The sequence below is a fragment of the Type-F symbiont of Plautia stali genome, assembly GCF_059731105.1.
On record NZ_AP035909.1, the window covers coordinates 3,986,667 to 4,011,958 of the forward strand.

The window sequence follows — 25,292 nt, forward strand, 5'->3', positions numbered from 1 at the left end:
GCAAACATCCGTCAGGGGGTGTAAAACTACGTAAAGCGATGGATAGGTGCGCCAGGAACACGGTATTTTGCCTGCGGAGGGCTACAAAAATGAATAAAATCCTGTTGGTAGATGACGACCGCGAATTAACTTCGCTTTTGAAAGAACTGTTAGAAATGGAAGGGTTTGAAGTGGTAGTGGCCAGCGATGGTGAACAAGCGCTGAACCTGCTCGACAACTCTATTGATCTGCTTTTACTGGATGTCATGATGCCGAAGAAAAACGGTATCGACACCCTGAAAGAACTGCGACAGCAACATCAGACTCCCGTCATCATGCTGACCGCGCGCGGCAGCGAGCTGGATCGCGTGCTGGGCCTCGAACTGGGTGCAGATGACTATCTGCCTAAGCCGTTTAACGATCGTGAACTGGTGGCCCGTATCCGCGCGATTCTGCGGCGTTCGAACTGGAGTGAACAGCAACAGCAACACGATAACAGCTCACCGACGCTGGAAGTGGACTGCCTGCGTCTCAATCCCGGTCGTCAGGAGGCCAGCTTTGATGATGTGACGCTGGATCTGACCGGCACGGAATTTACCCTGCTCTATCTGCTGGCGCAGCATCTGGGCCAGGTGGTCTCACGCGAACACCTGAGTCAGGAAGTGCTGGGCAAGCGTCTGACGCCGTTTGACCGCGCCATTGATATGCATATCTCCAATCTGCGTCGCAAGCTGCCTGAGCGCCGTGATGGTCATCCCTGGTTTAAAACGTTACGCGGCCGCGGCTATCTGATGGTTTCGGCATCATGATTGGCAGTCTGACCACCCGCATCTTCGCTATCTTCTGGTTAACCCTGGCGCTGGTGCTGATGCTGGTGCTCATGGTGCCCAAACTCGATTCACGTCAGATGACCTCGCTGCTGGAAAGTGAACAGCGGCAGGGCATCATGATTGAGCAGCACGTCGAAGCCGAACTGTCACAGGATCCCCCTAACGATCTGATGTGGTGGCGTCGTCTGTTTCGTGCTGTCGAAAAATGGGCACCGCCAGGTCAGCGGCTGCTGTTAGTCACCAGCGAAGGTCGGGTGATTGGCGCGCAACATAACGAAATGCAGGTGATCCGTAACTTTATCGGCCAGTCTGACAATGCCGATCATCCGCAGAAAAAGAAATATGGTCGGGTGGAGCTGGTCGGGCCTTTCTCCGTGCAGGATGGCGAAGACAACTACCAGCTTTACATGATCCGTCCCGCCAACAGCTCCCAGCTCGATTTTGTCAATCTGCTGTTTGACCGCCCGTTACTGCTGCTTATCGTGACGATGCTGATCAGCTCCCCGCTGCTGCTGTGGCTGGCCTGGAGCCTGGCGCGCCCGGCGCGTAAGCTGAAATATGCCGCCGATGAGGTGGCGAGCGGAAACCTGCGCCAGCATCCGGAACTGGAGTCAGGCCCGCAGGAGTTTCTGGCCGCCGGATCGAGCTTCAACCAGATGGTGAGTGCGCTGGAGCGGATGATGACCGGTCAGCAGCGCCTGCTATCGGACATCAGTCATGAACTTCGTACGCCGCTGACCCGCCTGCAACTGGCAACCGCACTGCTGCGTCGTCGCCAGGGTGAAAGTAAAGAGCTGGGACGCATTGAGATGGAGGCGCAACGCCTTGATGGCATGATCAACGACCTGCTGGTGCTCTCGCGCACACAGCACAAGAATGCGCTGGTCAGCGAAGCGATGAAGGCCAATCAGTTGTGGAATGGGGTGCTGGAAGATGCCCGTTTCGAAGCTGAGCAGATGGGCAAGAAGATGGATATCCCCTATCCTCCGGGCCCGTGGCCGCTCTATGGCAATCCGCACGCTCTGGAGAGTGCGCTCGAAAATATCGTGCGCAATGCGCTGCGCTATTCACACACTCACATCAGCGTCAGCTTCTCCGTCGATATTTCCGGTATCACGGTTCACGTCGATGATGATGGTCCTGGCGTAAGCCCGGAAGATCGGGAACAGATTTTCCGTCCCTTCTACCGGACCGATGAAGCGCGCGATCGCGAATCGGGCGGCACCGGGCTGGGCCTGGCCATTGTCGACACGGCCGTGCAGCAGCATCGCGGCTGGGTGAAAGCCGATGACAGCCCACTGGGCGGTCTGAGACTGACCCTCTGGTTACCGCTCTACTCCTCCGGTCGTCAATAATTTGTTATGCTTCGGCCCCTGTCATCGGGGGCCTTAATGCTTAACATTGTCTTGTTTGAACCAGAAATTCCGCCGAATACCGGCAATATCATCCGCCTGTGCGCCAACAGTGGCTTTCAGCTTCACCTGATCCAGCCGCTTGGCTTCGCCTGGGATGACAAGCGCTTACGCCGCGCCGGGCTGGATTACCATGAATTTACGGCCATCAGATTCCATGCGGATTATGCGGCGTTTCTCGCCTCAGAGGCACCAGAACGTCTGTTTGCGCTGACGACCAAAGGCACGCCTGCACACAGTGCTGTGACGTATCAGGCGGGCGATTATCTGCTGTTCGGACCGGAGAGCCGTGGACTGCCGACTGAGATCCTGGCGGCGTTACCCGCGCAGCAGAAAATCCGCATCCCGATGCGGGCAGAAAGCCGCAGCATGAACCTGTCGAACGCCGTTTCGGTAGTGGTGTATGAAGCGTGGCGCCAGCTGGATTATGCCGGCGCGCTGATTAAAGACTAGATGCCGTCGCCGAACTGAAAACCCGCCAGGCTGCCGTTGAAGTGCTGATCCATATCCATTGATGGCTTATCGCTGCCTGGCTTGCCGACGATACGGGCGGGTACGCCTGCTGCCGTGGTGTGCGGCGGCACAGGCTGCAACACCACAGAACCGGCACCGATTTTCGCCCCCCGGCCCACTTCAATGTTGCCGAGCACTTTCGCACCGGCTCCAATCATGACCCCTTCACGGATTTTAGGATGACGGTCGCCGCTGGTTTTACCGGTGCCGCCCAGCGTCACCGACTGCAGGATAGAGACATCATTCTCTACTACGGCGGTTTCACCGATCACGATGCCTGTGGCGTGGTCGAGCATGATACCGTGACCGATGCTGGCAGCGGGGTGGATGTCGACTGCAAACGAGACGGAGATTTCATTCTGCAGATAAACCGCCAGCGCACGACGGCCCTCATTCCATAGCCAGTGGCCGATGCGGTACGCCTGCAGGGCGTGAAACCCTTTAAGGTAGAGCAGCGGCGTGGAGTATTTATCGACTGCCGGGTCGCGCTGACGCACCGCCTGAATATCGTAAGCCGCTGACAGTATCATCGACGGGTCTTCACGGTAGGCTTCTTCAACAATTTCGCGGATGGCGATGGCGGGCATAATCGGATTTGCCAGCTTGTTAGCCAGCATATAACTCAGTGCGCTACCGAGATTTTCATGCTTAAGCAATGTCGCGTGAAAGAAGCTGGCCAGCATCGGCTCACAATCAGCCAGGGCTCGCGCTTCTGCTTTGATATTATTCCAGACCAGTTCTAACTCATCAGACGACATTGCTGCTTTCTCCCGATAAAAAAAGCGCCTGAATGGGCGCTGCAGGTGATGATGCTACGCGTCCTGCGTTAGCCAGTGCTGTTTTCGTCCTTCCTTGTTCGTCCCAGCAGGCTCAATGCTGCATCTCTCGCCGGTTTTTCGCAATACAGCACCTGATAAATCTGCTCGGTAATCGGCATTTCCACACCGAATCTTGAAGCCAACGCTTTGACTTCTTTGGTGTTTCTGTAGCCCTCTACAACTTGTCCGATAATGCGTTGTGCGCTATCTACATCTTCGCCCTGGCCCAGCATCATGCCAAACCGGCGGTTGCGCGACTGATTGTCCGTGCAGGTCAGGACCAGATCGCCCAGGCCCGCCATCCCCATAAAGGTGGTGGGATCGGCGCCCAGTGCAGCACCGAGCCGGCTCATCTCAGCCAGTCCACGGGTGATCAGCGCGGTTCGCGCGTTGGCGCCGAATCCGATACCGTCAGAGATCCCGGCTCCGATAGCAATCACGTTTTTCACCGCGCCGCCCAGCTGGACACCGACAAAATCGGGGTTGTTATAAACGCGGAAACTTTTACCGCAGTGCAGCTTCAGCTGCAGATCGTCAGCAAACTGCGCATCCGTGGCGGCCAGCGCGATAGCCGTCGGTAAGCCTGCGGCCAGCTCTTTGGCGAAGGTCGGCCCCGAGATCACGGCCAGCGGGATGGACTCGCCCAGAATCTCACGCGCTACATCCTGCAGCAGGCGTCCGGTCTCTTTTTCCAGCCCTTTGGTCGCCCAGACAATCCGCGAGTCAGACCGCAGATGAGGCTTTATCTGTTGCAGTACGTCGCCAAAGACATGACTCGGCACCACGATCAATATGTCGCGGCTGGCTGCAATGGCTTTTTGCAGGTCGGGTTCAGGAGAGAGGTTATCGGGAAACGGAACGTCAGGAAGGAAAGCCGTGTTGCAGCGGTCGGTCTGAAGCTGCGCCAGATGCGCCGGGTTATGTCCCCACAACAGTACCGGATGGCCATTACGGGCCAGCGTAATCGCCAGAGCGGTGCCGTAGGAGCCGGCACCGATGACGCTAATCGAAGCGTGAGTGGTCATCAGGCATCCTGATGTTGTTGAGCACCTTCTTCACCCTGCTGCTGCTGCAGATAGTTCATGAACAGTGCATCAAAGTTGACCGGTGCCAGGTTCAGCTGCGGGAAGGTGCCACGTGATACCAGGCTGGTAATGCATTCACGGGCATACGGGAACAGGATGTTCGGGCAGTAAGCCCCCAGGCAATGTGCCATCTGCGTTCCTTCGATACCGCTGATGGTGAAGATACCGGCCTGCTGAACTTCACACAGGAAAGCGGTCTCTTCACCCACGTTGGCGGTTACAGTCACACGAAGTACCACTTCGTAAACATCGTCAGCCAGCTGAGAAGATGCAGTATCCAGATCCAGTTTGACGTCCGGTTCCCACTCTTTCTGGAAAACCTGCGGGGCATTAGGCGCTTCAAAAGAGATATCTTTTGTGAAGACGCGCTGAATCTGGAATTGCATTTCGTTCGTGTTATGTTCTGACATGTGACCAAATCCTATGTATGAGATTGTCCGGCGTAAACTTACGCCTGCAGTAAGGGATCTAAACCTTCGCGATTATCGAGTGCGAATAAGTCATCGCAGCCGCCAATGTGCTGCGCATCAATAAAAATCTGAGGCACGGTGGTGCGGCCACTACGCTTGATCATCTCTTCGCGTTTCGCCATGTCTCCATCAATGGGGATCTCCTGGAACGACACGCCTTTTTGCGTTAACAGCGCTTTCGCCCGATGGCAGTAAGGGCAGGTGGCCTTGGTGTACATTTCAACATTTGCCATGCTACGCACCTCTGTCAGGTTACAGGTTATTTACCGCGAACTAACGGCAGATTTTCGCCGCTCCAGCCGCTGATGCCATCTTTCAGAACAAAGACCTGCGGGAAGCCAGCAGCACTCAGATGTGCAGCGGAATCAGCCGCGCTTTGTCCGGTTGCACATACCACAATTATGGGCTGCGCTTTGTGCTTTTCCAGTTCGTCTGCGTTGCCTTTTTTAATCTCAGCGGCTGCCACATTCAGCGCACCTGAAATATGCCCTCTGCGAAAATCGTCGCGCGAACGCACGTCGACAACCACCGCGTCCTCTTTGTTAATCAGGCGGGTCGCTTCACCACGGCTGATCGTTTTTACCTTAGAGAACATTCCTTTAACGGTAGTCACAATCACCAGAATGAGTAAAACGACCCATGCGAGACTCAGGATGGGGTGATTGCTTGCAAACTGCATAATTTCTTGCATGAGGGGTAACGACTCCAGACCGGGCTAATAAGCTAAAACAAGGGTTCTGAGTATACCTGCGCCACTTCGCATGTACAGATGCTATGCGGCGAGAGTATCGATTTGTGCGCCATTTTCCAAAAAAAGTGGCTGAATAGCAAAAATGGCGTAAGGCTTAATCCATCTCATTGTGAAAGCGGACATAACTGGTAAAGCAAATGCCGGTGGGGAGCACTGGTAAGCGGCGATTCATCGTGGAATAATCATTGGCCTATGAAGGGAAAAACTACCGTTTTGCACACAAGGACCCGTTCCAGCGGCGAAAATCAGCCGTTGTTCACACCGTTGTCCACCCTCTCCCTCAGCCTGCTTTGCGCGGGAGCACTGTTGTTGCCGGCCGTGGCGCAGAGTGCGGAAGACAGTAAATCTCAGCTGCAATCCATTCAGCAGAACATTGCTGAAAAAGAGAAAAGCGTTAAGGCGCAGAAAGTGCAGCGCAGCAAATTACTGGATCAGTTGCAGAGTCAGGAAAAAATCATCGCCCAGGCAAGCCGTCAGTTGCGCGAAACCCGCAACAGCCTCACCGCCCTGAATAACGATATTAAACAGCTCACCACCTCCATCGCCCGGCTTGAGAAGCAGCAAAGCCAGCAGGAAAGCCTGCTGTCGCAACAGCTTGATGCCGCATTTCGTCAGGGCCAGCACAACGGTATACAGCTGTTGATGGGCGGAGAAGAGAGCCAGCGCAGCGAGCGTATTCTGGCCTATTTTGGCTATCTGAACGCGGCGCGCCAGAAAAGTATCGCCTCACTGCAACAGACGCGTCAGGACCTGGATCAGCAACGCGCTACGCTGGAGCAGAAGCAACAGCAGCAGAAAGCACTATTAGCCCAGCAGCAGGGCCAGCAGCAGAAGCTGCAACAGGCGAGCGACGCGCGCAGGAAAACCCTTACGTCGCTGGAAAGCGCGCTGGAAAAAGATCAGGCCGATCTGGTCGAGATGCGTCAGAACGAAAGCCGTCTGCAGGATAAGATCGCCCGGGCAGAACGGGAAGCGCGTGAGCGCGCGGCGCGCGAAGCCCGTGAGGCAGAAAAAGTGCGCCAGCGCCAGGCGCAGGCCAAAGCCAAAGGCTCCAGCTATCAGCCGACCCAGAGCGAACGCGAACTGGTTGCCCGTACCGGAGGACTCGGTCGCGCGGGCGGACAGGCGTTGTGGCCGGTGCGCGGACGCATCGAACATCGCTTTGGTGAACAGCTGCAGGGTGAACTGCGCTGGAAAGGCCTGGTGATTGATGCGCGGGAAGGCACCGAGGTGAAAGCCATTGCCGACGGGCGGGTCCTGATGGCCGACTGGTTGCAGGGCTACGGTCTGGTCGTGGTGCTGGAGCACGGTAAAGGCGACATGAGCCTCTATGGCTATAACCAGAGTGCACTGGTGAGCGTGGGGACACAGGTGAAGGCAGGACAGCCTATCGCCCTGGTGGGCACCAGCGGGGGGCGCGGTACCCCGTCGCTCTATTTTGAAATCCGACGTCAGGGACAGGCTGTCAATCCACTCCCGTGGTTAGGAAAATAAGTTTTGCTGCAACGTCGAAAAATCTCCGTTTTATTCAGCGCGCTGCTGTTCAGCTTCGCGGCGCAGGCAGGCAAGCTGGCTATTGTTATCGATGATGTGGGCTACCGGCCTGCCGAAGAGAACAAAGTTCTGCAGATGCCGCAGGCGATTTCAGTGGCTGTTCTGCCCAACGCACCTCATGCACGGGAGATGGCCACCAGAGCCCATCAGGGTGGACACGAAGTATTGATCCATCTGCCGATGGCGCCACTCAGCAAACAGCCGCTGGAAAAAGATACGCTGACCCCGGAGATGAGCAGCGAAGAGATCACCCGCATTATGCGCAATGCGGTCAGCAACGTGCCTTACGCAGTCGGCCTGAACAACCACATGGGCAGCAGGATGACCTCGAGCCTTTCCGGTATGCAGAAGGTGATGCAGGCGCTGAATCACTATAACCTCTACTTCCTGGATAGCATGACCATCGCCAACAGTCAGGCGATTCCTGCCGCGCAGGGCACCCAGGTCAAAGTTCTGAAACGCCGGGTGTTCCTGGATGACAGTCAGGATATTAACGCTATCCGCCAGCAGTTCAGCCGGGCGGTGAAGCTGGCACAGCGCGACGGGTATGCCATTGCTATCGGTCATCCCCACCCCAACACCGTTCGGGTGCTGCAGCAGATGCTGCCCTCGCTGCCCGCAGACATTACGCTGGTTCGCCCCAGCCAGTTGCTGAACGAAACACGCCACAGCGGCTCACGGACGCCAGCGGTTCCGGTGAAACCGGCGAAACCGCGCTTCCAGCCAGCAGAACTGTGTAAAGTGAAACAGCCGCTGGCGCCGGTTCCGGCGACCCGGGCGTTAACGGTGGTAGGCGAAAGCGTGAGTCACAGCCCGCTGTTTAGCACCCTGAAAAGTCTGTTCTGAATTTGCCATGAATGCTAAGTGCTAAGCTTAAAGTTCAATTGCAGGTAAAAATTACTATAATCCCGGTCGGGCGATAACATGCGGTGCGGGAATAGTAAGACGGATGACGATTAATAAACAAAAAATCCTGCTGCTGGATAACGGCAGAGAGTGGGGAGGCGGCACCAACAGTATGCTGGAGCTGCTGAAACGTATCGATCGTCAGAAATTTGATATTACCTGCTGCTTCTATCACAACTACAGCCGTGGCAACGACGAAACCATTGAGGCCACGCTCAACGCGCTGGCCATTCCGGTCTTTTTTATCCCGCAGATCAGGCAGCCGCGCTGGGCAAAATTTGTCAAAGAGGCCGTGCGGGCGCTGCTGTTTTTTAATAAAAAGCTGAAGAAGCGGGCTATCGATGAGATCGATACACGCTGGCGCATCATGCCCAACGCCAGCAAAATTAACTCCCTGCTCCAGCTGGGAAAATTCGACACGCTCTACATGAATAACCAGCCCAGCACCAATGTGGAGGGCTATCTGGCCGCGCGCAGCCTGGATGTGGCGGTGGTGCAGCATTGCCGTATCGACCCGGTGCTGGAACCACGACTGGTCAGCATGGTGAACCAGGACTGCCAGGCGATTATTGCCGTGTCGCAGGGGGTAAATAAGACGCTGATCAGCCACGGTGTTGATGCGGAACGCTGTTTTACCGTCAACAATGCGATCGACATCCACCAGCCTTTACCTGACCGCCTCGACGTTCGCCAGCGTTTTAAACTCTCCCCGACCACCTTTGTGTTTGGCACCATCGGCTCACTGATATTACGTAAATCCAATCATCACATTCTGCAGGCGCTGGGCCGTTTCAAACGGGCTCATCCCGACGCAGACTGGCGGATGGTGATTGTCGGTGCCGGCCCGGAACTCCAGCACCTGCTGCAACTCGCAACGGCGGAGAATATCCAGCAGCATGTGGTCTTTACGGGCTTTCAGAACAATGCGCTGGATTACCTCACCGCCTTTGATACGTTTATTCTTGCCTCACGCAGTGAGGGCTTACCTCGGGTCGTGCTGGAGGCGATGCTGGTGAATACCGCCGTCATCGGTTCCCGTGTGGTCGGTACTGCCGAATTGATCAGTCATGACGAAACCGGGTTGCTGTTTGATTATGGCAACGTGGTGCAGCTGACCCAGCACTTAACCGCGCTGTGGCAGGATGCCGGCTTACGTCAGCGCCTGATCAATGCGGCAGCGAAACGCGTTCGTGAACAGTACGCCATTGAAACCTACATCAGCGGCGTTGAAAATATTCTGCAAAGTGTCGCTAATAAGAAACCTCATGCTTAATTTTTTAAATCCCCGTTATCGCCATATCCGGGCGAGCCATAACCTGCCTTATTCGCTAAAAGAAGTTCAGGGCTCGGTACCGGTTACCTCTGTTGTGATCCCCTGCACGGGCGCGGACTATATCGAAGAGGCGCTGCTCAGTGCCGATTTTGCGGCGCGCTTTGCCACGCAGGCAGAGGAGATTGTGATTGTCAGCGATCAGCCTGCCGACGCCTTTGGCAGCCTGCCCGCTAAAACCCGCGTGGCCACGCTGGATGTACCGCAGCGCGAAGAGCACTATCGCTACAAGCAGATCTATCGCAGTCGCTTAATCAAACTGCAGGCCCCGTTGCAGGCAAAAGGCGACGGCATTCTGATGATCGATTCCGACCTCAATCTGCTAAAGATGCCGGAGATCATGATGAAACCTGGCCATCTCTACTCCAGCTTTCGTCAGGGGAAAATGATTGCCAAGCTGGCTGATGCGCCACAGGAGGCGATTCCTGCCTACTACCCGCACAGTATCCGGCCTTATCTGGTGGATCACGTTAACGGTGCCTATCTGGCGGCGACCCGTGAGGTCTGGCAGCGTATTTCACCGCTGTGGCTGACGCTGTTCAATGACACCTGGCATCTGATGAACGACAGTCAGCCGCCGACCGATCAGCTGCCGCTCGCGGTGCTGCTGGATATGCTGGACATTAAAACTGTCAATCTGGGCGAATGGGCTAACTGGCCGGTCTCCAAGAAAATCGGCGGTCAGTCTGCGGTGATCCCGGCGGAAGTGGTCGGCGCACACGGCGGCTTTCCGCTGTCGGAATGGCAAAAATATCTGGCCGATCCGCAACAGCCGCTCCACTTTAAAGGTCAGGATTACACGCGCAAGGTGCGCTATCTGACCGACGAAGAGAAGAAGCAACGCTGATTATCCGGCCGCTGCGGCGGCCGGTGTGTTAATCCCAGCTCAGTATTACCTTTCCCGAGCGTCCTGAACGCATCTCATCAAAGCCCTGCTGGAAGTCGTCAATCCCATAGCGATGCGTAATGACCGGCGTTAAGTCGAGACCGGACTGGATCAGCGCCGCCATTTTGTACCAGGTTTCAAACATCTCCCGGCCATAAATGCCCTTGATAAAGAGCCCCTTGAAGATCACCTGATTCCAGTCGATAGCCATCTCACCCGGCGGAATACCCAGCAGGGCAATCCGCCCGCCGTGATTCATTACGTCGAGCAGCGCGCGAAACGCAGGAGGCGCACCGGACATCTCCAGTCCGACATCAAATCCTTCCGTCATCCCCAGCGAATGCATGACGTCGCGCAGATTTTCATGGGCCACATTGACCGCGCGGGTGACGCCCATTTTTCGCGCCAGCGCCAGTCGGTAGTCATTGATGTCGGTGATCACGACGTTACGCGCGCCGACATGGCGACAGACCGCCGCGGCCATGATGCCGATAGGCCCCGCGCCGGAGATCAGCACATCCTCGCCAACCAGATCGAACGACAGCGCGGTATGCACGGCATTACCAAACGGGTCAAAGATCGCGGCCAGCTCATCGGAAATGTTGTCGGGAATTCTGAAGGCGTTAAAGGCCGGGATGACCAGATATTCCGCAAAGCAGCCCTGACGGTTAACGCCCACGCCCATGCTGTTCCGGCACAGATGCGTTCGCCCGGCGCGGCAGTTGCGGCAATGCCCGCAGGTGATATGCCCCTCTCCCGACACCCGATCGCCAGGCGTGAAGCCCTTTACCTCCTGACCTGTTGCTACGACTTCACCCACATATTCATGACCGACAATCATCGGCACCGGAATGGTTTTGCGCGACCAGTCATCCCAGTTGTAGATGTGGACATCGGTACCGCAGATAGCGGTTTTACGGATTTTAATCAGCAGGTCGTTGTGGCCCGGCTCAGGAATCGGCGCATCAGTCACCATCCAGATGCCCGCTTCCCTCTTCAGTTTGGCGAGTGCTTTCATAACGGACTCCTCAGGCGATGACGCCCAGCTGTTTGCCGATACGGGTAAAGGCGGCCACCGCACGTTCCAGCTGCTGCTGGGTATGTGCCGCAGAGATTTGCGTGCGAATGCGTGCCTGCCCTTTTGGCACGACCGGATAGAAGAAGCCGGTAACGTAAATGCCTTCCTGTTGCAGCAGGTGGGCAAACTGCTGCGCGACGCTGGCCTCACCCAGCATCACCGGAATAATGGCGTGATCGGCCCCGGCCAGCGTAAAGCCCGCTGCGGTCATCTGCTGCCGGAAGAAACGGGCGTTATCCCAGAGACGCTGACGCAGCCCATCGCCTTCGCTGAGCAGATCCAGCACCCGCAGCGAGGCGGCCACAATCGCCGGGGCCAGCGAGTTGGAGAAGAGATAGGGACGGGAACGCTGGCGCAGCCACTCCACCACTTCCGCTTTTGCTGCGGTGTAGCCACCGGAGGCGCCGCCCAGCGCTTTGCCCAGCGTGCCGGTAATGATGTCAACCCGGCCCATCACGTCACAATATTCGTGGGTGCCACGTCCGCCATTCCCGACAACACCCACCGCGTGGGAATCATCCACCATCACCAGCGCAGAGAACTCTTCAGCCAGGTCGCAGATGGCGGACAGATTGGCGATGACCCCATCCATGGAGAAAACGCCATCGGTGGCGATAAGGATATGGCGTGCGCCTTTATCACGCGCCTGCTGCAGGCAGTTCCGCAGCGCCGCCATATCGTTATTCGCGTAGCGGTAGCGCTGTGCTTTGCAGAGCCGGATGCCGTCGATGATGGAGGCGTGATTCAGCGCATCGGAAATAATGGCATCCTCCGCATCCAGCAGCGTTTCAAACAGGCCGCCGTTGGCGTCAAAGCAGGAGGAGTAGAGAATGGCATCTTCCATACCGAGAAACGCGGCCAGCCGCTTTTCCAGCTGCTTATGGCTGTCCTGCGTGCCACAGATAAAGCGCACCGACGCCATGCCAAAGCCGTGCGAATCCATCCCCGCCTTCGCGGCCTGAATCAGTGCCGGATGATTGGCCAGCCCCAGATAGTTGTTGGCGCAAAAGTTAATCACTGCCGGACCGTGACCTACCGCTATCTCTGTCTGCTGGGCAGAGGTGAGGATCCGCTCCTGTTTAAACAGCCCTTCCTGACGTGCATCATCGAGTTGCTGACGAAGTTGTTGATAAAATTGCGCAGGCATCATTGCTCTCCTCAGATGGCAAAAACCTGGCATATCTTACTGAACAGGCCGCTTCTTCACGATAAAACGCCCAACAGAATGTCATTTTTGCAGCATAGTTCACGCCGCGAGGTGGTAGCTCCCTGGCGTTACAGAGTCATCTGGCTGTCTGCACCCTGATGAAATGTTATGATGTGAGGTATTCGTGTGTGAAACCTCCTGTTTCACCCCACAACATTGAAGGTAACAACATGATTATCGTAACTGGCGGCGCAGGAATGATTGGCAGCAACATCGTCAAAGCGCTGAACGATCGCGGTCACACCGACATTCTGGTGGTGGATAATCTGAAGGATGGCACTAAGTTTGCCAATTTAGTCGACCTGGATATCGTCGATTACATGGACAAAGAAGAGTTTCTGATGAGCGTGATCGCGGGCGACGATTTAGGCCCGATTGAAGCGGTATTCCATCAGGGTGCCTGCTCCTCCACGACCGAGTGGGATGGCAAGTACATGATGGAGAACAACTATCAGTACTCCAAAGAGCTGCTGCACTACTGCCTGGAGCGCGAGATCCCGTTCCTTTACGCCTCTTCTGCAGCGACCTACGGCGGCCGCAATGAAAACTTCATCGAAGAGCGTCAGTATGAGCAGCCGCTGAATGTGTATGGCTACTCCAAAATGCTGTTCGACCACTATGTTCGTCAGATGCTGCCGGAAGCGAACTCGCCGGTGTGTGGCTTCCGCTACTTCAACGTCTATGGGCCGCGTGAAGGCCATAAAGGCAGCATGGCAAGCGTGGCGTTCCATCTGAACACCCAGATCAGCAACGATGAAAATCCAAAACTGTTTGAAGGCAGTGACGGCTTCAAACGCGATTTCATCCACGTTGATGATGTGGCAGCCGTAAACCTGTGGTGCTGGGAAAACGGCGTCTCCGGGATCTACAACTGTGGCACAGGCCGCGCCGAATCGTTCCAGGAAGTGGCCGACGCCGTGCTGAAGTTTCATCAGAAAGGGCAGATTGAGTACATCCCGTTCCCGGAAAAACTCAAAGGCCGTTATCAGGCTTACACCCAGGCCGATCTCACGAAGCTGCGTGCCGCGGGCTATGACAAGCCGTTTAAAACGGTGGCGCAGGGCGTCGCTGACTATATGGTCTGGCTGAATCGCAACGCATAAAGGAAGCTGCTCCGGCGATGAAAATTCTGGTAATCGGCCCGTCGTGGGTCGGCGATATGATGATGTCGCAAAGTCTCTATCGCACCCTCAAGGCCGAACATCCCGATGCGGTGATAGACGTGATGGCACCGGCATGGTGCCGTCCCCTGCTGTCACGCATGCCGGAGGTCAGTCAGGCGCTGGCCATGCCCCTGGGCCATGGCGCGCTGGAACTTGGCGAGCGTCGCCGGCTGGGCAAGGCACTGCGCGACAGCCATTATGACCGGGCCTACGTGCTGCCTAACTCCTTTAAGTCGGCGCTGGTTCCCTTCTTTGCCGGCATCCCACGCCGCGTCGGCTGGCGGGGGGAGATGCGCTATGGCCTGCTGAACGATCTGCGGGTGCTGGATAAAGCCGCGTTCCCGCTGATGGTTGAGCGCTACGTGGCGCTGGGCTACGACACGCCTGTCGCCTCGGCGGCGCAGCTGCCGCAGCCGCTCCTGTGGCCCAAGTTGCAGGTTGAAGAGCGGGAGATGCGGGAAACGGCCGCACAGTTTCAGCTCACCGCAACGCGTCCGATCATCGGTTTTTGTCCGGGCGCGGAATTTGGCCCGGCTAAACGCTGGCCGCACTACCACTACGCCGCCCTGGCCCGCCAGCTGATCGCCGAAGGCTTTCAGATCCTGCTGTTTGGTTCCGCCAAAGATCGCCCGACCGGTGAAGAGATCATCGCGGCACTGCCGGAAGAGAGTCGCAGCCACTGCCGCAATCTGGCGGGTGAAACCCAGCTGGAGCAGGCGGTCATCCTGCTGGCGCAATGCCGCGCCGTGGTCAGTAACGACTCCGGCCTGATGCACATCGCCGCCGCGCTGGATCGTCCGCTGGTGGCACTCTATGGACCCAGCAGCCCTGACTTTACGCCACCGCTGGCCCGCCAGGCGCGCATTATTCGCCTGATTACCGGCTATCACAAAGTGCGTAAGGGCGATGCCGAACAGGGGTATCACCAGAGCCTGATTGATATTCAGCCTGAGCGCGTTCTTCAGACGCTGAATGAGCTCCTTGCGCCGCAGGAGGTGCCATGCACGTCCTGATTGTTAAAACGTCCTCAATGGGGGATGTGCTGCATTCGCTGCCGGCTCTGACCGATGCGATGCATGCCATTCCCGGCATCCGTTTTGACTGGGTAGTGGAAGAGAATTTCGCCCAGATCCCTGGCTGGCACCCTGCCGTGGATCAGGTGTTACCGGTCGCGATTCGCCGCTGGCGCAAACACTGGTTTGGCAGTCAGCAGCGTGAAGAGCGCGTGCAGTTTAAGCGCGCGTTACAGTCGCGCGAGTACGATATCGTGATTGATGCCCAGGGGCTGATCAAAAGCGCCGCGCTGGTGACCCGTTTATCCAAAGGGGTAAAGCACGGGCAGGATAGCCGCAGCGCGCGTGAACCTTTTGCCAGCTGGTGGTATGACGTCCGCCATGAGATCAGCAAACGCCAGCACGCCGTTGAGCGGACGCGCGAGCTGTTCGCCAAAAGCCTGGGCTATGAAAAGCCGCAAACCCAGGGTGACTACGCGATTGCCGGGCATTTCCTGCATCATCTGTCCGCAGATGCGCATCACTATCTGGTCTTTCTGCATGCCACAACGCGTGACAACAAGCACTGGCCGGAATCCCACTGGCGACAGCTGATTGAGCAGATGCAGCCCAGCGGATTGCGGGTGAAGCTGCCCTGGGGTGCCGAACATGAGCATCAGCGTGCGCTGCGCCTGGCTGAAGGTTTTGAGCATGTCGAGGTGCTGCCTAAGCTGACGCTGGAAGCGATCGCCCGACAGCTGGCAGGTGCACGCGCGGTGGTCTCTGTGGATACCGGTTTAAGCCATCTGACCGCCGCACTGGATCGTCCTAATCTCACGCTGTATGGCCCGACCGATCCGGGTCTGATTGGCGGCTACGGGCAGAACCAACAGGCGCTGAGCGCCCCGAATCACAATCTGGCGGAGCTGACAGCTGGCGCCGTGGCAGAGAAACTGCAGGCCGTTATCGGGAAAAATGCGCCATGAACTATGTGCTGATCTATCTGCTGCTGCTGCCTTTCCGCACCCTGATGCGGCTCTTTTACCGGCCCACCGGCCGCAGTCTGGTGATTCAGACGGCGAAGATCGGGGATTTTATTAACATCACCCCGATGCTGCGCGCCCTGGGTCAGTCTGAACTGCTGATCAGCAAATCGGTAGAGCCGCTGGCGCGTCACGATGACACGGTCAGCCGCTATTTTCTGATTGAAGAGGCGAAGCGCAGCTTTTTTGCCAAACTCAGACTCGCCTTTACGCTAATGAACCGTTATGACCATGTTTATCTGGTTCAGCCCAACAGCGTTAACCTCTTTTTTGCGGCGCTGTGCAACGCACCGAACAAACAGTTTCTGCGCACCTATGTGCGTAAATCCTATCATGCGATCTTCTATCGCAGCGCCAGTGGCATCGTCGACCACGCAAAAACGGATTTGACGCTCGACAGCTATCTGAAGCTGATTAATCGGGACTACCGCTACACCGATTTTCCCAAGCACGCTACGTCACCGCTCTGGCAGCCGCCTGCGCCTCCCGCCGCGCTGCTGCATCCGCGCAGCGGGATTAAAATCGGTATCAGCATTTCTGCCGGGAATCGGGCCAAAACCATTCCTGCCGCCATCTGGCAGCAGCTGATGGCGTCGCTGGCTGAGCTGCCCTGCACCTTTTATGTCTTTGGTCCACCAGCCGAGCAGCCGTGGCTGGATGAATTACTGAGCCTGACCGGCCCGCAGGAGAATATTGTCAGCCTGATTGGCGCGCTGAAGCTGGAAGAGGTGCCATGGGCCATCTCGCAGATGGATTTTTATATTTCATCGGATTCCGGTAATGCTTATATTGCTGACGCCCGACAGATACCGGTCATTATGCTCTATGGCCCCTGTGAGATCAGGGAACAGCGCCCGGTTAATAATGTCCTGTTTATCGGACCGGACAATATCGCCGCATCGACCTTTGTTTTTGCCACGCGATTTAAGTTTGATCAGCCCGCTGAAAAATTATTCGGGCTGGATGCCGACAAACTGACTAGAATACAAACGTTTATTACTCATAATCTGGAATAGTGAAGCGTAATGGCAATTACCCCTCTTGCTGATGCCGTTCAGCAAAGTCAGCTGCTGGTCAACACGCTTGCGGATGCGGATGATAATCCGGTTCACGTTGCGTTTGGCATCAACCACGCTTACGCGCGTGGTCTGGGTATTACGTTGTTTTCACTTCTCAGCCATCACCCCGACACCGCTTTCCACGCCCATATTTTCTCTGACTCGCTGCAGGAAGAGGATGTGGAAAAGCTGCGCTCAATGGCGTCGGGCTATCGTCTGGCCATCACTCTGCATATTTTTAACAGTGCCTGGGTCGATCAGTTGCCGGCGGTCGGGCGCTATCCCAAAAGTATCCATTACCGCTTTCTGATCCCTGAAACGGTGGCGCGCTACAGCGATCGGGTAATCTACATTGATGCGGACACGCTGGTCGTCGGCGATTACTCTCCTCTGTTCACGCTGGATATCACGGACTACACGCTGGCAGCCTGCAACGACACCCCGCGTGCGCGTCATAACCAGTGCGCGCGACTCGGGCTGCAGCGCCATGACTATTTCAACTCCGGCTTTATGCTGATCAATATTCCACGCTGGCTCGCCAGGCAGACTACCGCGCGGATTACTGAGGTTCTGGTGACCCGGGGCGCAGCGTTCGGTTTTCCTGACCAGGATGCGCTGAATATTGTGCTGGAGGATGAGGTGCTGATCCTGCCGGATCGCTACAACTATATCTACGACATCATCGCGAACAAGGTCTGGGACCACTCCCGCGTACCCGCTGACACCGTGATGATTCACTACACCGGTAAGTGTAAGCCCTGGCATGCCTGGGCCGGCAGCGACCTGTCCCTGCTCTACTACAGCTATTACCAGCGCTCGCCCTGGGCTTCTCAGCCGCTTGATTTACCCAGACATTATAAAGAGATGAAGCGCTTTGCCCGTATCAAGTGGCATCAGAAGCAGTATGCAGAAAGCGTGAGCTGGATGATGCATTACGTCAGGCTCAAATTTTTTTAGTCAGCGCTCTCCACCTGTCAAACCGATCCGGGCGCGGTGACTGCCGCGCCGCCCTCTTCGTCAGTGCCCCCGCCGTTGTCTGCCAGATCCTTTTTAAAATGCTGCTGATAAACCCCAGGCACACTATGCTGTTTACCGGCGCGGCCGCGTTGCGTAAAAAAGAGGCAGATAGTGCATTATTACGCGCGCGCGTGGTTTTTCGTGAAGCAGGGAGGCGACACCGTTTTATAATCGTGGATTAATGTATGCCATTCTGCTGATTTGGAAATGATTTATGACGAGGCAACGCCCTTTGACAGTGAACAGAATGCTGGTGCAGATATTGTCATGAGTACTTCTCCTCTGCTGAGTATCATTACCCCGATGTACAATGCGGGCAGCATGTTTGATGAGTTCATGCAGGCACTGCTGGCGCAGACGCTGACCTCGCTGGAGATCATCATCGTCGATGATGGTTCTACTGACGGCTCAAGCGAGCGCGCTGACCACTATGCAGAACATCACTCCCACATTCGCGTGATTCATCAGGAAAATGGCGGCGTGTCGCGTGCCCGTAACGCCGGGCTGGCGATAGCGCGCGGCAAATATGTCACCTTTCCGGATGCGGATGACACCATGCAGCCCGGGATGTACCAGACGCTGGTGACGCTGGCGGAAACGGACAATCTGGATGCGGCACAGTGCAACGCCGAATGGTTTTTCAAACACAGCCAGCGGGTAAAACCCCTGATACCACTGGATCGCCTGCGCAGCACGCCGGTGCTGAGCGGCGCTGACTGGCTCAATACCGCGCTGAAAACCCGCCGCTATATGCATGTGGTCTGGCTGGGCATCTACCGCCGGTCGCTAATCGAGCAGCATCAGTTGCAGTTCGAGCCGGGCCTGCATCATCAGGATATTCCCTGGACCACCGAGTTTATGCTGCTGGCAAAACGCGTGCGTTACACCGATGCGGTGCTCTACCGCTACTATATGCATGACGCGTCGATCAGTAACCGCAAACGCACCGGCGAGCGCAACGTCGAATATCAGCGCCACTACCTGAAGATTGCGCGGCTGCTGGAAGAGATTAATATCCGCTATCGTGACCGCGTGCGGATCTACCCGTCGTTTCACGCTCAGGTGACGCATGAAGCGCTCAGTGTCTGCCATAGCGTGAGACGTGAGCCTGATGCCCGCGCACGCCAGGCGATCATCGCCGATCTGTTCGCGACCCGGACACACCGGCGCATGTTACGCAACGCCCGCGGCATTAAGCAGTGGTATCAGTTACTGCTGTGGCTGGGACGGCTCTATCGCTGGCGCGATAAATAACCCCTGAGGCTGGCTTTATCCTAAAAAGCGTTTGCCCTACAATCGGTTCACTGAAATCTGAGAACCTTTGTTTATGGCCAGCCTGACTCCAGCAAACATCTCTCCAAAACGTATTTTACTGATTAAGCTGCGCCATCATGGCGACATGCTGCTCACCACGCCCGCCATCAATGCGCTGCATGCGCGTTATCCGCAGGCCAGCATCGACGTGTTGCTCTATCAGGAGACACGCCCGATGCTGGAAGCGCATCCGGCTATCCGCCATCTGCACGTCATCGACCGGAAATGGAAGCAGGAGGGCACCTTGCGCAAGCTGGGCCATGAACGGGCATTAATCCGTGCCATACGTGACGCCCATTATGACCTGGTGATTAATCTGGCAGACCAGTGGCGTGCGGCGCTGATCACCCGGCTCTCCGCTGCGCCGGTGCGCATTGGTTTCGCCTTTAAAAAACGCGATAACGTCCTGTGGCGCTGGTGTCACAACCGGCTGGTCCCGACGCATAATCACAGCAGACTGCATACCGTTGAGCAGAACATGTCCGCCCTGGCCCCGCTCGGTATCAGCAGCGACAATGCGCGCGTTTCGATGCACTACAGTGACGCTGACCAGCAGATCGTGCTGACCCGCCTGTCAGAACATCAGGTGACCACCCCCTATATCGTGGTTCAGCCTACCTCACGCTGGGGCTTTAAATGCTGGGAAGAGGAGAGCGTGGCCGCCACGGTCGATGAGCTGGCACGGGCTGGACGGAAGGTGGTGCTGACCGCCGGGCCGGACAAACAGGAGCTGGCGATGATCAACCGCATCCGCGCGCTGTGCGCCTCGCCGGATGTCGTGTCGCTGGCGGGTCAGTTTACGCTGCCGCAGCTGGCGGCGCTTATCGATCACGCCACGCTGTTTATCGGGGTCGATTCCGCGCCGATGCACATGGCGGCAGCGCTGGAAACGCCCTGTATCGCCCTGTTTGGCCCGACCAAGCTGCAGCACTGGCGGCCATGGGGAAACAACAACCATGTCATCTGGGCGGGGGATTATGGCCCACTGCCCTCACCCGATTCTATCGACACCCGAACGGATCAGCGTTATCTGTCAGCCATTCCGGTGAAGGATGTGGTCGCGGCGGCGAGGAGCTTCCTGAATGAGTAAGTTAAGGCTGGCGATTGTCCGGCAGAAATACCGGCCGGATGGCGGTGCTGAGCGTTTTATCTCCCGTGCGCTGGAAGCCCTGGGCAGCGAACAGCTCGATCTCAACATCATTACCCGCAGCTGGCAGGGCACGCCCAATCCGGACTGGCATCTCCATATCTGTAATCCTGCAAAGCTGGGCAGGGTTTCCCGCGAGCGCGGCTTTGCCCGTGCCGCACGCGCCTGCTGGGAGCGTGAAAAGTTCGATATTGTGCAGAGTCATGAACGCATCGCTGGCTGTGACATCTTTCGCGCGGGTGATGGCGTGCATCGCGTCTGGCTGGAGCAGCGCGCCCGCATCGTCTCACCGTGGCAACGACTGAGCGCAACCCTCAGTCCCTATCATCGCTACGTTCTGCAGGCGGAAGCGGAGATGTTTAATTCGCCGACGCTGAAAGCGGTGATCTGCAATTCTGAGATGGTTAAGCGCGATATCCTGCGCTGTTTCTCACTCGACGCCGGAAAAATTCACGTCATCCATAACGCTATCGATGCCCGTCGTTTTCAGCCTGCCACGGAAGCGACCCGCCATGCGACCCGCCAGCAGCTGGGGCTGCCGGATGCGGCCACCGTACTGATTTACGTCGGTTCCGGCTTTGAGCGTAAAGGGCTGAAAGCAGCGATTCAGGCGCTGGCCGCCAGTGACCGTTACCTGATTGTGGTGGGTCAGGATAAACAGCTGCAGCGTTATCAGCAGCTGGCTAACCAGCTGAACTGCCTGGATCGCCTGCGCTTTGTTGGCGTACAGCAGGATGTGCAGCCGTTTTATCACGCGGCGGACGGCCTGCTGCTGCCCACGCTCTACGATCCTTTTCCTAACGTGGTGCTGGAGGCGATGGCCTGCGGCCTGCCGGTTATTACCAGCACCGGCTGCGGGGGGGCTGAGTTTATTACCGCCGGTCAGGAGGGCTTCGTCTGTGATGCGCTGGATATCAACGGATTAAATCAGGCCGTTTGCGCCATTCCGCCGCTGACGGAAGATTCACGCATGGGTGATGCGGCCCGGCGTAAAGTTGAACCCTATAGCCCGCAACGGCTGGCACAGGCGCTGACTTCGCTTTATCAACAGGTATTGAGTACCAACTGACAATCCGGGATGAGTGCATGCGGGGTTTCTGATAACATGCCGCCATCTGATTTTAACCTGTTTTTAGACGCGAACCTGCTGTAACGGTAACTATGACGACCATTTACACCGCATTGCTCTACTTTATTCAGCCACTGATTTGGCTGCGCCTGTGGCTGCGCGGTCGTAAAGCACCGGCGTATCGCAAACGCTGGGCGGAGCGCTATGGCTATTGCGTTGGCAAAGTGAAGCCCGACGGCATTGTGCTGCATTCGGTTTCCGTGGGGGAAACCCTGGCCGCGGTGCCGCTGGTGCGCGCGCTGCGTCATCGTTACCCGACCCTGCCGATTACCGTCACGACCATGACGCCAACCGGCTCTGAGCGTGCACAGTCAGCCTTTGGCAAAGATGTGCACCACGTCTATCTGCCTTACGATCTGCCCGGATCGATTAATCGTTTTCTGGACACGGTCAACCCCCGGCTGGTGATCATCATGGAAACCGAGCTGTGGCCGAACATCATCCGCATTCTGCATCAGCGTAACATTCCGCTGGTGATCGCCAACGCGCGTCTCTCAGCCCGATCCGCCAAAGGCTATCGCAAGCTGGGTAAATTCATGCGCAGGCTGTTGCAGAGCATCACGCTGATAGCAGCGCAGAATAGTGAAGATGGCGACCGCTTCCTGGAGCTGGGCCTGAAACGCTCTCAGCTGGCGATCACCGGCAGCCTGAAGTTTGATATTTCTGTCACGCCAGAACTGGCCGCCAGAGCCGTCACGCTGCGTCGCCAGTGGGCGCCACGCCGTCCGGTCTGGATTGCCACCAGCACCCACGAAGGCGAAGAGGCCATTGTGCTGGATGCCCACCGCCGCCTGCTGCAGACATTCCCTGATCTGCTGCTGATTCTGGTTCCGCGTCATCCTGAGCGCTTTAACGATGCGCGTGAACTGACCCAGTCGCGCGGCTTCAGCTTTATTCTGCGCAGCAGCGGCGAGATCCCCTCGGGCTCCACCCAGGTGGTCATCGGCGACTCGATGGGTGAACTGATGCTGCTTTACGGCATTGCCGATCTGGCGTTTGTCGGCGGCAGCCTGGTGGAGCGCGGCGGACACAATCCGCTGGAGCCTGCAGCGCACGCGATTCCGGTTCTGATGGGGCCACATATCTGGAACTTCAAAGATATCTGCGGCAAATTGCAGGAAGGCCAGGGACTGATTACTGTCACCGACGTGTTCTCGCTGGAAAAAGAGGTCACCAACCTGTTGCAGGATGATGACTATCGTCGTTATTACGGCCGTCATGCCGTGGACGTGCTGCACCAGAACCAGGGTGCGTTACAGCGTCTGCTCCAGTTACTTGAACCGCATTTACCTCCACGGGCTCACTGATGTCAGCACGCCAGCGTCTTTCAGTCGTTATGATCGCTAAAAATGAAGCGGAACTGCTGCCCGACTGTCTGGCTTCAGTCAGCTGGGCGGATGAGATTATCGTGCTGGATTCAGGCAGTCACGATAACAGTGCCGATATCGCCACGCAGGCTGGCGCGAAGGTCTACCACAGCGATGACTGGCAGGGGTATGGTATCCAGCGACAGCGCGCGCAGCACTATGCCACCGGCGATATGATTCTGATGATCGATGCCGATGAGCGCGTCACACCGGAACTGCGCGCGGCGATTGAGCAGGTGCTTATCGCGCCGCCGGGCCGCACGATTTACAGCCTGAGTCGCAGCAATCTGTTTCTGGGGCGCTTTATGCGCCACAGCGGCTGGTACCCTGACCGCGTGATGCGGCTCTATCCGCGCACCTTTCGCTACAATGATAATCTGGTGCATGAATCGCTGCAGCGTGACGGCGCACCGGTGGTGGCGTTACCCGGCGATTTACAGCATCTGACCTGCCGCGATCTGATCGCTTTTCAGCGTAAGCAACTGGCCTATGCCGAAGCCTGGGCCACGGAACGCCACCAGCGTGGTAAGCGTTGCGGTCTGTTCTCGCTGTTCGGTCATACGCTGGGCGCGTTTGTGAAAACGCTGCTGCTGCGCGCCGGTTTTCTCGACGGAAAGCAGGGCTGGATACTGGCGGTGGTCAACGCACAATATACCTTTAACAAATATGCCGCCCTCTGGGCGCTGAATCAGGCTGCGAAAAAAGGGCAGGTATGAGCACGAAAGCCATCTATCCCGGAACATTTGATCCTGTCACCCTTGGCCATCTCGACATCGTGACGCGGGCCGCACAGATGTTTGATCAGGTTATTCTGGCCGTTGCCGCCAGCCCCAGCAAAAAGCCGCTGTTCAGTCTGGAGGAGCGCGTGGCGCTGGCGAGTGAGATGATGGCCCATCTGCCCAACGTTAAGGTGGTAGGATTCAGCGACCTGATGGCCAATTTTGCGCGAGACCAGCAGGCGAATGTGCTGGTGCGCGGATTGCGTGCGGTGTCAGACTTTGAGTATGAAATGCAGCTGGCGCAGATGAATCGTCACCTGCTGCCGACGCTGGAGAGCGTTTTCCTGATGCCGTCTGAGGGCTTCTCGTTTATCTCCTCTTCGCTGGTCAAAGAGGTGGCGCGTCACGGCGGTGATGTCTCCGCCTTCCTGTCCGCGCCCGTCCATCAGGCATTGCTGGCTAAGCTGGCTTAGTGCTGGCAGCGGGGGCACCAGTAGGTGCTGCGCTGCCCATGCCTGCCGCTGATAATGGGTGTCCCGCAGGCCCGGCAGGGCTCACCTGCCCGGCCATAGACCTGCAGCTGCTGCGCAAAATAGCCCGGTTTACCGTCGCTCTGTAAGAAGTCCCGCAGCGTGGTTCCGCCCTGCTCAATGGAACGTAACAGCACCGCCTTGATGGTGTTGACCAGCAGCTCTGCTTCCGCCTGCGACAGACTGCCGGCGGCACGATCGGGCAGGATCCCGGCGGTAAACAGTGACTCGCTGGCGTAGATGTTGCCCACCCCCACCACGACTTTGTTATCCATCAGCCACTGCTTAATCACCGTTCGCTTGCCGCGTGACTTCTCAAACAGGTAAGCCGCGTCAAACTGGTCGCTCAGTGGCTCCGGTCCCAGATGCGCCAGCACGCTGCTGCCTGCCAGTTCGCTGCTCCAGAGCCAGGCACCAAAACGCCGCGGATCGGTGTAGCGCAGCACTTTGCCGTTGCTCATCACCAAATCAACATGGTCATGCTTCTCCGCAGGCCGCTCTTCCGGCAGCACGCGCAGGCTGCCGGACATGCCCAGGTGGATAATGATCCAGCCATGCGGCAGCTCCAGCAGCAGATATTTAGCCCGGCGCTGCACGCTGAGCACCGGCTGATCGCTCAGCGCATGGATCTCCTGTGAAACAGGCCAGCGCAGACGGGAATTACGCACCACGGCGTGAAGGATGGTTTCACCCACCAAATGCGGCTCAATACCGCGGCGGCTGGTTTCAACCTCTGGCAACTCTGGCATACCCTCTCCTCAGCGTTTTACACAAACAAAAAACCCGGCCGGAGCCGGGTTTTTAGCAGAACACTAAAATTACTTAATTTTAGCTTCTTTGTAGATCACATGCTGACGTACAACCGGATCGAACTTTTTCAGTTCCAGCTTCTCTGGTTTAGTACGTTTGTTCTTCGTGGTGGTATAGAAGTGACCTGTACCAGCAGAGGAAACCAGCTTGATCTTCTCACGAATACCTTTAGCCATGATTCAGT

The 25,292-nt window shown here is 57.0% G+C and carries 27 protein-coding genes; 18 read left to right on the forward strand and 9 right to left on the reverse strand.

The annotated features are described in order from the left end of the window. Nucleotides 1-89 precede the first annotated feature (89 nt). Genes cpxR through trmL form a run of 3 tightly spaced genes read left to right on the forward strand, consistent with a single transcriptional unit; the run spans nucleotide 90 to nucleotide 2,674 of the window. Nucleotides 90-788: an envelope stress response regulator transcription factor CpxR gene (gene cpxR / locus AC6I7A_RS19005; protein WP_009088062.1), complete on the forward strand. Its 699-nt coding sequence runs from the start codon at nucleotides 90-92 to the stop codon at nucleotides 786-788. After that, complete coding sequence (gene cpxA / locus AC6I7A_RS19010) at nucleotides 785-2,164, forward strand: envelope stress sensor histidine kinase CpxA (RefSeq protein WP_009088064.1); 1,380 nt, start codon at nucleotides 785-787, stop codon at nucleotides 2,162-2,164. Before cpxR ends, cpxA begins: the two co-directional genes overlap by 4 nt. A gap of 36 nt (nucleotides 2,165-2,200) precedes the next feature. Next, complete coding sequence (trmL, locus tag AC6I7A_RS19015; RefSeq protein WP_058957363.1) at nucleotides 2,201-2,674, forward strand: tRNA (uridine(34)/cytosine(34)/5-carboxymethylaminomethyluridine(34)-2'-O)-methyltransferase TrmL; 474 nt, start codon at nucleotides 2,201-2,203, stop codon at nucleotides 2,672-2,674. Here the strand turns inward: trmL and cysE are convergent. From cysE to AC6I7A_RS19040, 5 genes are all read right to left on the reverse strand, one after another. Further along, nucleotides 2,671-3,492, reverse strand: a complete 822-nt coding sequence (gene cysE / locus AC6I7A_RS19020) for a serine O-acetyltransferase (protein WP_009088067.1) — start codon at nucleotides 3,490-3,492, stop codon at nucleotides 2,671-2,673. The genes trmL and cysE overlap by 4 nt on opposite strands. Nucleotides 3,493-3,560: 68 nt before the next feature. Beyond that, on the reverse strand, nucleotides 3,561-4,577 hold the full coding sequence (gene gpsA / locus AC6I7A_RS19025; RefSeq protein ID WP_009088068.1) for an NAD(P)H-dependent glycerol-3-phosphate dehydrogenase: 1,017 nt from the start codon (nucleotides 4,575-4,577) through the stop codon (nucleotides 3,561-3,563). Beyond that, nucleotides 4,577-5,047, reverse strand: coding sequence for a protein-export chaperone SecB (secB, locus tag AC6I7A_RS19030; RefSeq protein WP_009088070.1), 471 nt, complete (start codon nucleotides 5,045-5,047; stop codon nucleotides 4,577-4,579). Before secB ends, gpsA begins: the two co-directional genes overlap by 1 nt. A 38-nt stretch (nucleotides 5,048-5,085) precedes the next feature. Next, nucleotides 5,086-5,340, reverse strand: coding sequence for a glutaredoxin 3 (grxC, locus tag AC6I7A_RS19035; RefSeq protein ID WP_008926942.1), 255 nt, complete (start codon nucleotides 5,338-5,340; stop codon nucleotides 5,086-5,088). A 26-nt stretch (nucleotides 5,341-5,366) separates the two neighbouring features. Then, complete coding sequence (locus tag AC6I7A_RS19040; RefSeq protein ID WP_009088074.1) at nucleotides 5,367-5,798, reverse strand: rhodanese-like domain-containing protein; 432 nt, start codon at nucleotides 5,796-5,798, stop codon at nucleotides 5,367-5,369. A gap of 252 nt (nucleotides 5,799-6,050) precedes the next feature. Between AC6I7A_RS19040 and envC the strand changes: the two genes are divergently transcribed. The 4 genes from envC to AC6I7A_RS19060 all read left to right on the forward strand — a co-directional run bounded on the left by envC (nucleotide 6,051) and on the right by AC6I7A_RS19060 (nucleotide 10,495). Beyond that, nucleotides 6,051-7,352, forward strand: a complete 1,302-nt coding sequence (gene envC, locus AC6I7A_RS19045; RefSeq protein WP_058957364.1) for a murein hydrolase activator EnvC — start codon at nucleotides 6,051-6,053, stop codon at nucleotides 7,350-7,352. A 3-nt stretch (nucleotides 7,353-7,355) separates the two neighbouring features. Next, nucleotides 7,356-8,258, forward strand: coding sequence for a divergent polysaccharide deacetylase family protein (locus tag AC6I7A_RS19050; RefSeq protein WP_058957365.1), 903 nt, complete (start codon nucleotides 7,356-7,358; stop codon nucleotides 8,256-8,258). Between the two features lie 103 nt (nucleotides 8,259-8,361). Then, nucleotides 8,362-9,591 (forward strand): glycosyltransferase, encoded by a 1,230-nt coding sequence (locus AC6I7A_RS19055; RefSeq protein ID WP_058957366.1) that lies wholly within the window; start codon nucleotides 8,362-8,364, stop codon nucleotides 9,589-9,591. Beyond that, nucleotides 9,584-10,495, forward strand: coding sequence for a hypothetical protein (locus AC6I7A_RS19060; RefSeq protein WP_009088083.1), 912 nt, complete (start codon nucleotides 9,584-9,586; stop codon nucleotides 10,493-10,495). Before AC6I7A_RS19055 ends, AC6I7A_RS19060 begins: the two co-directional genes overlap by 8 nt. Before the next feature lie 28 nt (nucleotides 10,496-10,523). Here the strand turns inward: AC6I7A_RS19060 and tdh are convergent, their stop codons facing one another. Both tdh and AC6I7A_RS19070 read right to left on the reverse strand, forming a co-directional pair. After that, nucleotides 10,524-11,552 carry an L-threonine 3-dehydrogenase gene (tdh, locus tag AC6I7A_RS19065; protein WP_058957367.1) on the reverse strand — a complete coding sequence of 343 codons (1,029 nt, stop codon included), beginning with the start codon at nucleotides 11,550-11,552 and terminating at the stop codon, nucleotides 10,524-10,526. Between the two features lie 10 nt (nucleotides 11,553-11,562). Then, nucleotides 11,563-12,759: a glycine C-acetyltransferase gene (locus AC6I7A_RS19070; RefSeq protein WP_058957368.1), complete on the reverse strand. Its 1,197-nt coding sequence runs from the start codon at nucleotides 12,757-12,759 to the stop codon at nucleotides 11,563-11,565. A 230-nt stretch (nucleotides 12,760-12,989) separates the two neighbouring features. Here AC6I7A_RS19070 and rfaD point away from each other — a divergent pair, with 230 nt between their 5' ends. From rfaD to coaD, 11 genes are all read left to right on the forward strand, one after another. Next, complete coding sequence (rfaD, locus tag AC6I7A_RS19075) at nucleotides 12,990-13,922, forward strand: ADP-glyceromanno-heptose 6-epimerase (protein ID WP_009088090.1); 933 nt, start codon at nucleotides 12,990-12,992, stop codon at nucleotides 13,920-13,922. Nucleotides 13,923-13,939: 17 nt separating this feature from the next. Further along, nucleotides 13,940-14,995 carry an ADP-heptose--LPS heptosyltransferase RfaF gene (gene rfaF / locus AC6I7A_RS19080; protein WP_009088091.1) on the forward strand — a complete coding sequence of 352 codons (1,056 nt, stop codon included), beginning with the start codon at nucleotides 13,940-13,942 and terminating at the stop codon, nucleotides 14,993-14,995. After that, complete coding sequence (gene rfaC, locus AC6I7A_RS19085; RefSeq protein ID WP_058957369.1) at nucleotides 14,983-15,960, forward strand: lipopolysaccharide heptosyltransferase RfaC; 978 nt, start codon at nucleotides 14,983-14,985, stop codon at nucleotides 15,958-15,960. The genes rfaF and rfaC overlap by 13 nt, the downstream gene beginning before the upstream one ends. Then, on the forward strand, nucleotides 15,957-17,033 hold the full coding sequence (locus AC6I7A_RS19090) for a glycosyltransferase family 9 protein (RefSeq protein ID WP_009088095.1): 1,077 nt from the start codon (nucleotides 15,957-15,959) through the stop codon (nucleotides 17,031-17,033). The genes rfaC and AC6I7A_RS19090 overlap by 4 nt, the downstream gene beginning before the upstream one ends. A 9-nt stretch (nucleotides 17,034-17,042) precedes the next feature. After that, nucleotides 17,043-18,032 carry a glycosyltransferase family 8 protein gene (locus AC6I7A_RS19095; protein WP_058957370.1) on the forward strand — a complete coding sequence of 330 codons (990 nt, stop codon included), beginning with the start codon at nucleotides 17,043-17,045 and terminating at the stop codon, nucleotides 18,030-18,032. 327 nt (nucleotides 18,033-18,359) lie between these two features. After that, entirely contained in the window at nucleotides 18,360-19,346 is a 987-nt protein-coding gene (locus AC6I7A_RS19100; protein ID WP_230200853.1) for a glycosyltransferase, read from the forward strand. Nucleotides 19,347-19,419: 73 nt separating this feature from the next. Next, nucleotides 19,420-20,496, forward strand: coding sequence for a putative lipopolysaccharide heptosyltransferase III (rfaQ, locus tag AC6I7A_RS19105; RefSeq protein ID WP_058957372.1), 1,077 nt, complete (start codon nucleotides 19,420-19,422; stop codon nucleotides 20,494-20,496). Beyond that, a complete protein-coding gene (locus AC6I7A_RS19110; protein ID WP_058957373.1) occupies nucleotides 20,489-21,622 on the forward strand; it encodes a glycosyltransferase family 4 protein in 1,134 nt (377 codons plus the stop codon). Before rfaQ ends, AC6I7A_RS19110 begins: the two co-directional genes overlap by 8 nt. 92 nt (nucleotides 21,623-21,714) lie before the next feature. After that, complete coding sequence (gene waaA / locus AC6I7A_RS19115; RefSeq protein ID WP_009088102.1) at nucleotides 21,715-22,989, forward strand: lipid IV(A) 3-deoxy-D-manno-octulosonic acid transferase; 1,275 nt, start codon at nucleotides 21,715-21,717, stop codon at nucleotides 22,987-22,989. After that, nucleotides 22,989-23,765 (forward strand): glycosyltransferase family 2 protein, encoded by a 777-nt coding sequence (locus AC6I7A_RS19120; protein ID WP_058957374.1) that lies wholly within the window; start codon nucleotides 22,989-22,991, stop codon nucleotides 23,763-23,765. The genes waaA and AC6I7A_RS19120 overlap by 1 nt, the downstream gene beginning before the upstream one ends. Next, the gene (gene coaD / locus AC6I7A_RS19125) at nucleotides 23,762-24,241 is read left to right on the forward strand and encodes a pantetheine-phosphate adenylyltransferase (RefSeq protein WP_058957375.1); all 480 of its coding nucleotides are present in this window, start codon (nucleotides 23,762-23,764) and stop codon (nucleotides 24,239-24,241) included. The genes AC6I7A_RS19120 and coaD overlap by 4 nt, the downstream gene beginning before the upstream one ends. Here coaD and mutM read toward each other — a convergent pair. Together mutM and rpmG are read right to left on the reverse strand one after the other, a co-directional pair. Then, entirely contained in the window at nucleotides 24,238-25,047 is an 810-nt protein-coding gene (gene mutM, locus AC6I7A_RS19130) for a bifunctional DNA-formamidopyrimidine glycosylase/DNA-(apurinic or apyrimidinic site) lyase (RefSeq protein ID WP_009088108.1), read from the reverse strand. The two genes, coaD and mutM, sit on opposite strands and share 4 nt — an antisense overlap. A 69-nt stretch (nucleotides 25,048-25,116) precedes the next feature. Further along, a complete protein-coding gene (gene rpmG, locus AC6I7A_RS19135) occupies nucleotides 25,117-25,284 on the reverse strand; it encodes a 50S ribosomal protein L33 (RefSeq protein WP_001051798.1) in 168 nt (55 codons plus the stop codon). Nucleotides 25,285-25,292: the final 8 nt, after the last annotated feature.

What these genes read in the sequence shown, in the direction of transcription:
- cpxR (WP_009088062.1), top strand. Translation starts at nt 90, where the DNA reads ATGAATAAAATCCTGTTGGTAGATGACGACCGCGAATTAACTTCGCTT.
- cpxA (WP_009088064.1), top strand. Translation starts at nt 785, where the DNA reads ATGATTGGCAGTCTGACCACCCGCATCTTCGCTATCTTCTGGTTAACC.
- trmL (WP_058957363.1), top strand. Translation starts at nt 2,201, where the DNA reads ATGCTTAACATTGTCTTGTTTGAACCAGAAATTCCGCCGAATACCGGC.
- cysE (WP_009088067.1), bottom strand. Translation starts at nt 3,492, where the DNA reads ATGTCGTCTGATGAGTTAGAACTGGTCTGGAATAATATCAAAGCAGAA.
- gpsA (WP_009088068.1), bottom strand. Translation starts at nt 4,577, where the DNA reads ATGACCACTCACGCTTCGATTAGCGTCATCGGTGCCGGCTCCTACGGC.
- secB (WP_009088070.1), bottom strand. Translation starts at nt 5,047, where the DNA reads ATGTCAGAACATAACACGAACGAAATGCAATTCCAGATTCAGCGCGTC.
- grxC (WP_008926942.1), bottom strand. Translation starts at nt 5,340, where the DNA reads ATGGCAAATGTTGAAATGTACACCAAGGCCACCTGCCCTTACTGCCAT.
- AC6I7A_RS19040 (WP_009088074.1), bottom strand. Translation starts at nt 5,798, where the DNA reads ATGCAAGAAATTATGCAGTTTGCAAGCAATCACCCCATCCTGAGTCTC.
- envC (WP_058957364.1), top strand. Translation starts at nt 6,051, where the DNA reads ATGAAGGGAAAAACTACCGTTTTGCACACAAGGACCCGTTCCAGCGGC.
- AC6I7A_RS19055 (WP_058957366.1), top strand. Translation starts at nt 8,362, where the DNA reads ATGACGATTAATAAACAAAAAATCCTGCTGCTGGATAACGGCAGAGAG.
- AC6I7A_RS19060 (WP_009088083.1), top strand. Translation starts at nt 9,584, where the DNA reads ATGCTTAATTTTTTAAATCCCCGTTATCGCCATATCCGGGCGAGCCAT.
- tdh (WP_058957367.1), bottom strand. Translation starts at nt 11,552, where the DNA reads ATGAAAGCACTCGCCAAACTGAAGAGGGAAGCGGGCATCTGGATGGTG.
- AC6I7A_RS19070 (WP_058957368.1), bottom strand. Translation starts at nt 12,759, where the DNA reads ATGCCTGCGCAATTTTATCAACAACTTCGTCAGCAACTCGATGATGCA.
- rfaD (WP_009088090.1), top strand. Translation starts at nt 12,990, where the DNA reads ATGATTATCGTAACTGGCGGCGCAGGAATGATTGGCAGCAACATCGTC.
- rfaF (WP_009088091.1), top strand. Translation starts at nt 13,940, where the DNA reads ATGAAAATTCTGGTAATCGGCCCGTCGTGGGTCGGCGATATGATGATG.
- rfaC (WP_058957369.1), top strand. Translation starts at nt 14,983, where the DNA reads ATGCACGTCCTGATTGTTAAAACGTCCTCAATGGGGGATGTGCTGCAT.
- AC6I7A_RS19090 (WP_009088095.1), top strand. Translation starts at nt 15,957, where the DNA reads ATGAACTATGTGCTGATCTATCTGCTGCTGCTGCCTTTCCGCACCCTG.
- AC6I7A_RS19095 (WP_058957370.1), top strand. Translation starts at nt 17,043, where the DNA reads ATGGCAATTACCCCTCTTGCTGATGCCGTTCAGCAAAGTCAGCTGCTG.
- AC6I7A_RS19100 (WP_230200853.1), top strand. Translation starts at nt 18,360, where the DNA reads ATGAGTACTTCTCCTCTGCTGAGTATCATTACCCCGATGTACAATGCG.
- rfaQ (WP_058957372.1), top strand. Translation starts at nt 19,420, where the DNA reads ATGGCCAGCCTGACTCCAGCAAACATCTCTCCAAAACGTATTTTACTG.
- AC6I7A_RS19110 (WP_058957373.1), top strand. Translation starts at nt 20,489, where the DNA reads ATGAGTAAGTTAAGGCTGGCGATTGTCCGGCAGAAATACCGGCCGGAT.
- waaA (WP_009088102.1), top strand. Translation starts at nt 21,715, where the DNA reads ATGACGACCATTTACACCGCATTGCTCTACTTTATTCAGCCACTGATT.
- AC6I7A_RS19120 (WP_058957374.1), top strand. Translation starts at nt 22,989, where the DNA reads ATGTCAGCACGCCAGCGTCTTTCAGTCGTTATGATCGCTAAAAATGAA.
- coaD (WP_058957375.1), top strand. Translation starts at nt 23,762, where the DNA reads ATGAGCACGAAAGCCATCTATCCCGGAACATTTGATCCTGTCACCCTT.
- mutM (WP_009088108.1), bottom strand. Translation starts at nt 25,047, where the DNA reads ATGCCAGAGTTGCCAGAGGTTGAAACCAGCCGCCGCGGTATTGAGCCG.
- rpmG (WP_001051798.1), bottom strand. Translation starts at nt 25,284, where the DNA reads ATGGCTAAAGGTATTCGTGAGAAGATCAAGCTGGTTTCCTCTGCTGGT.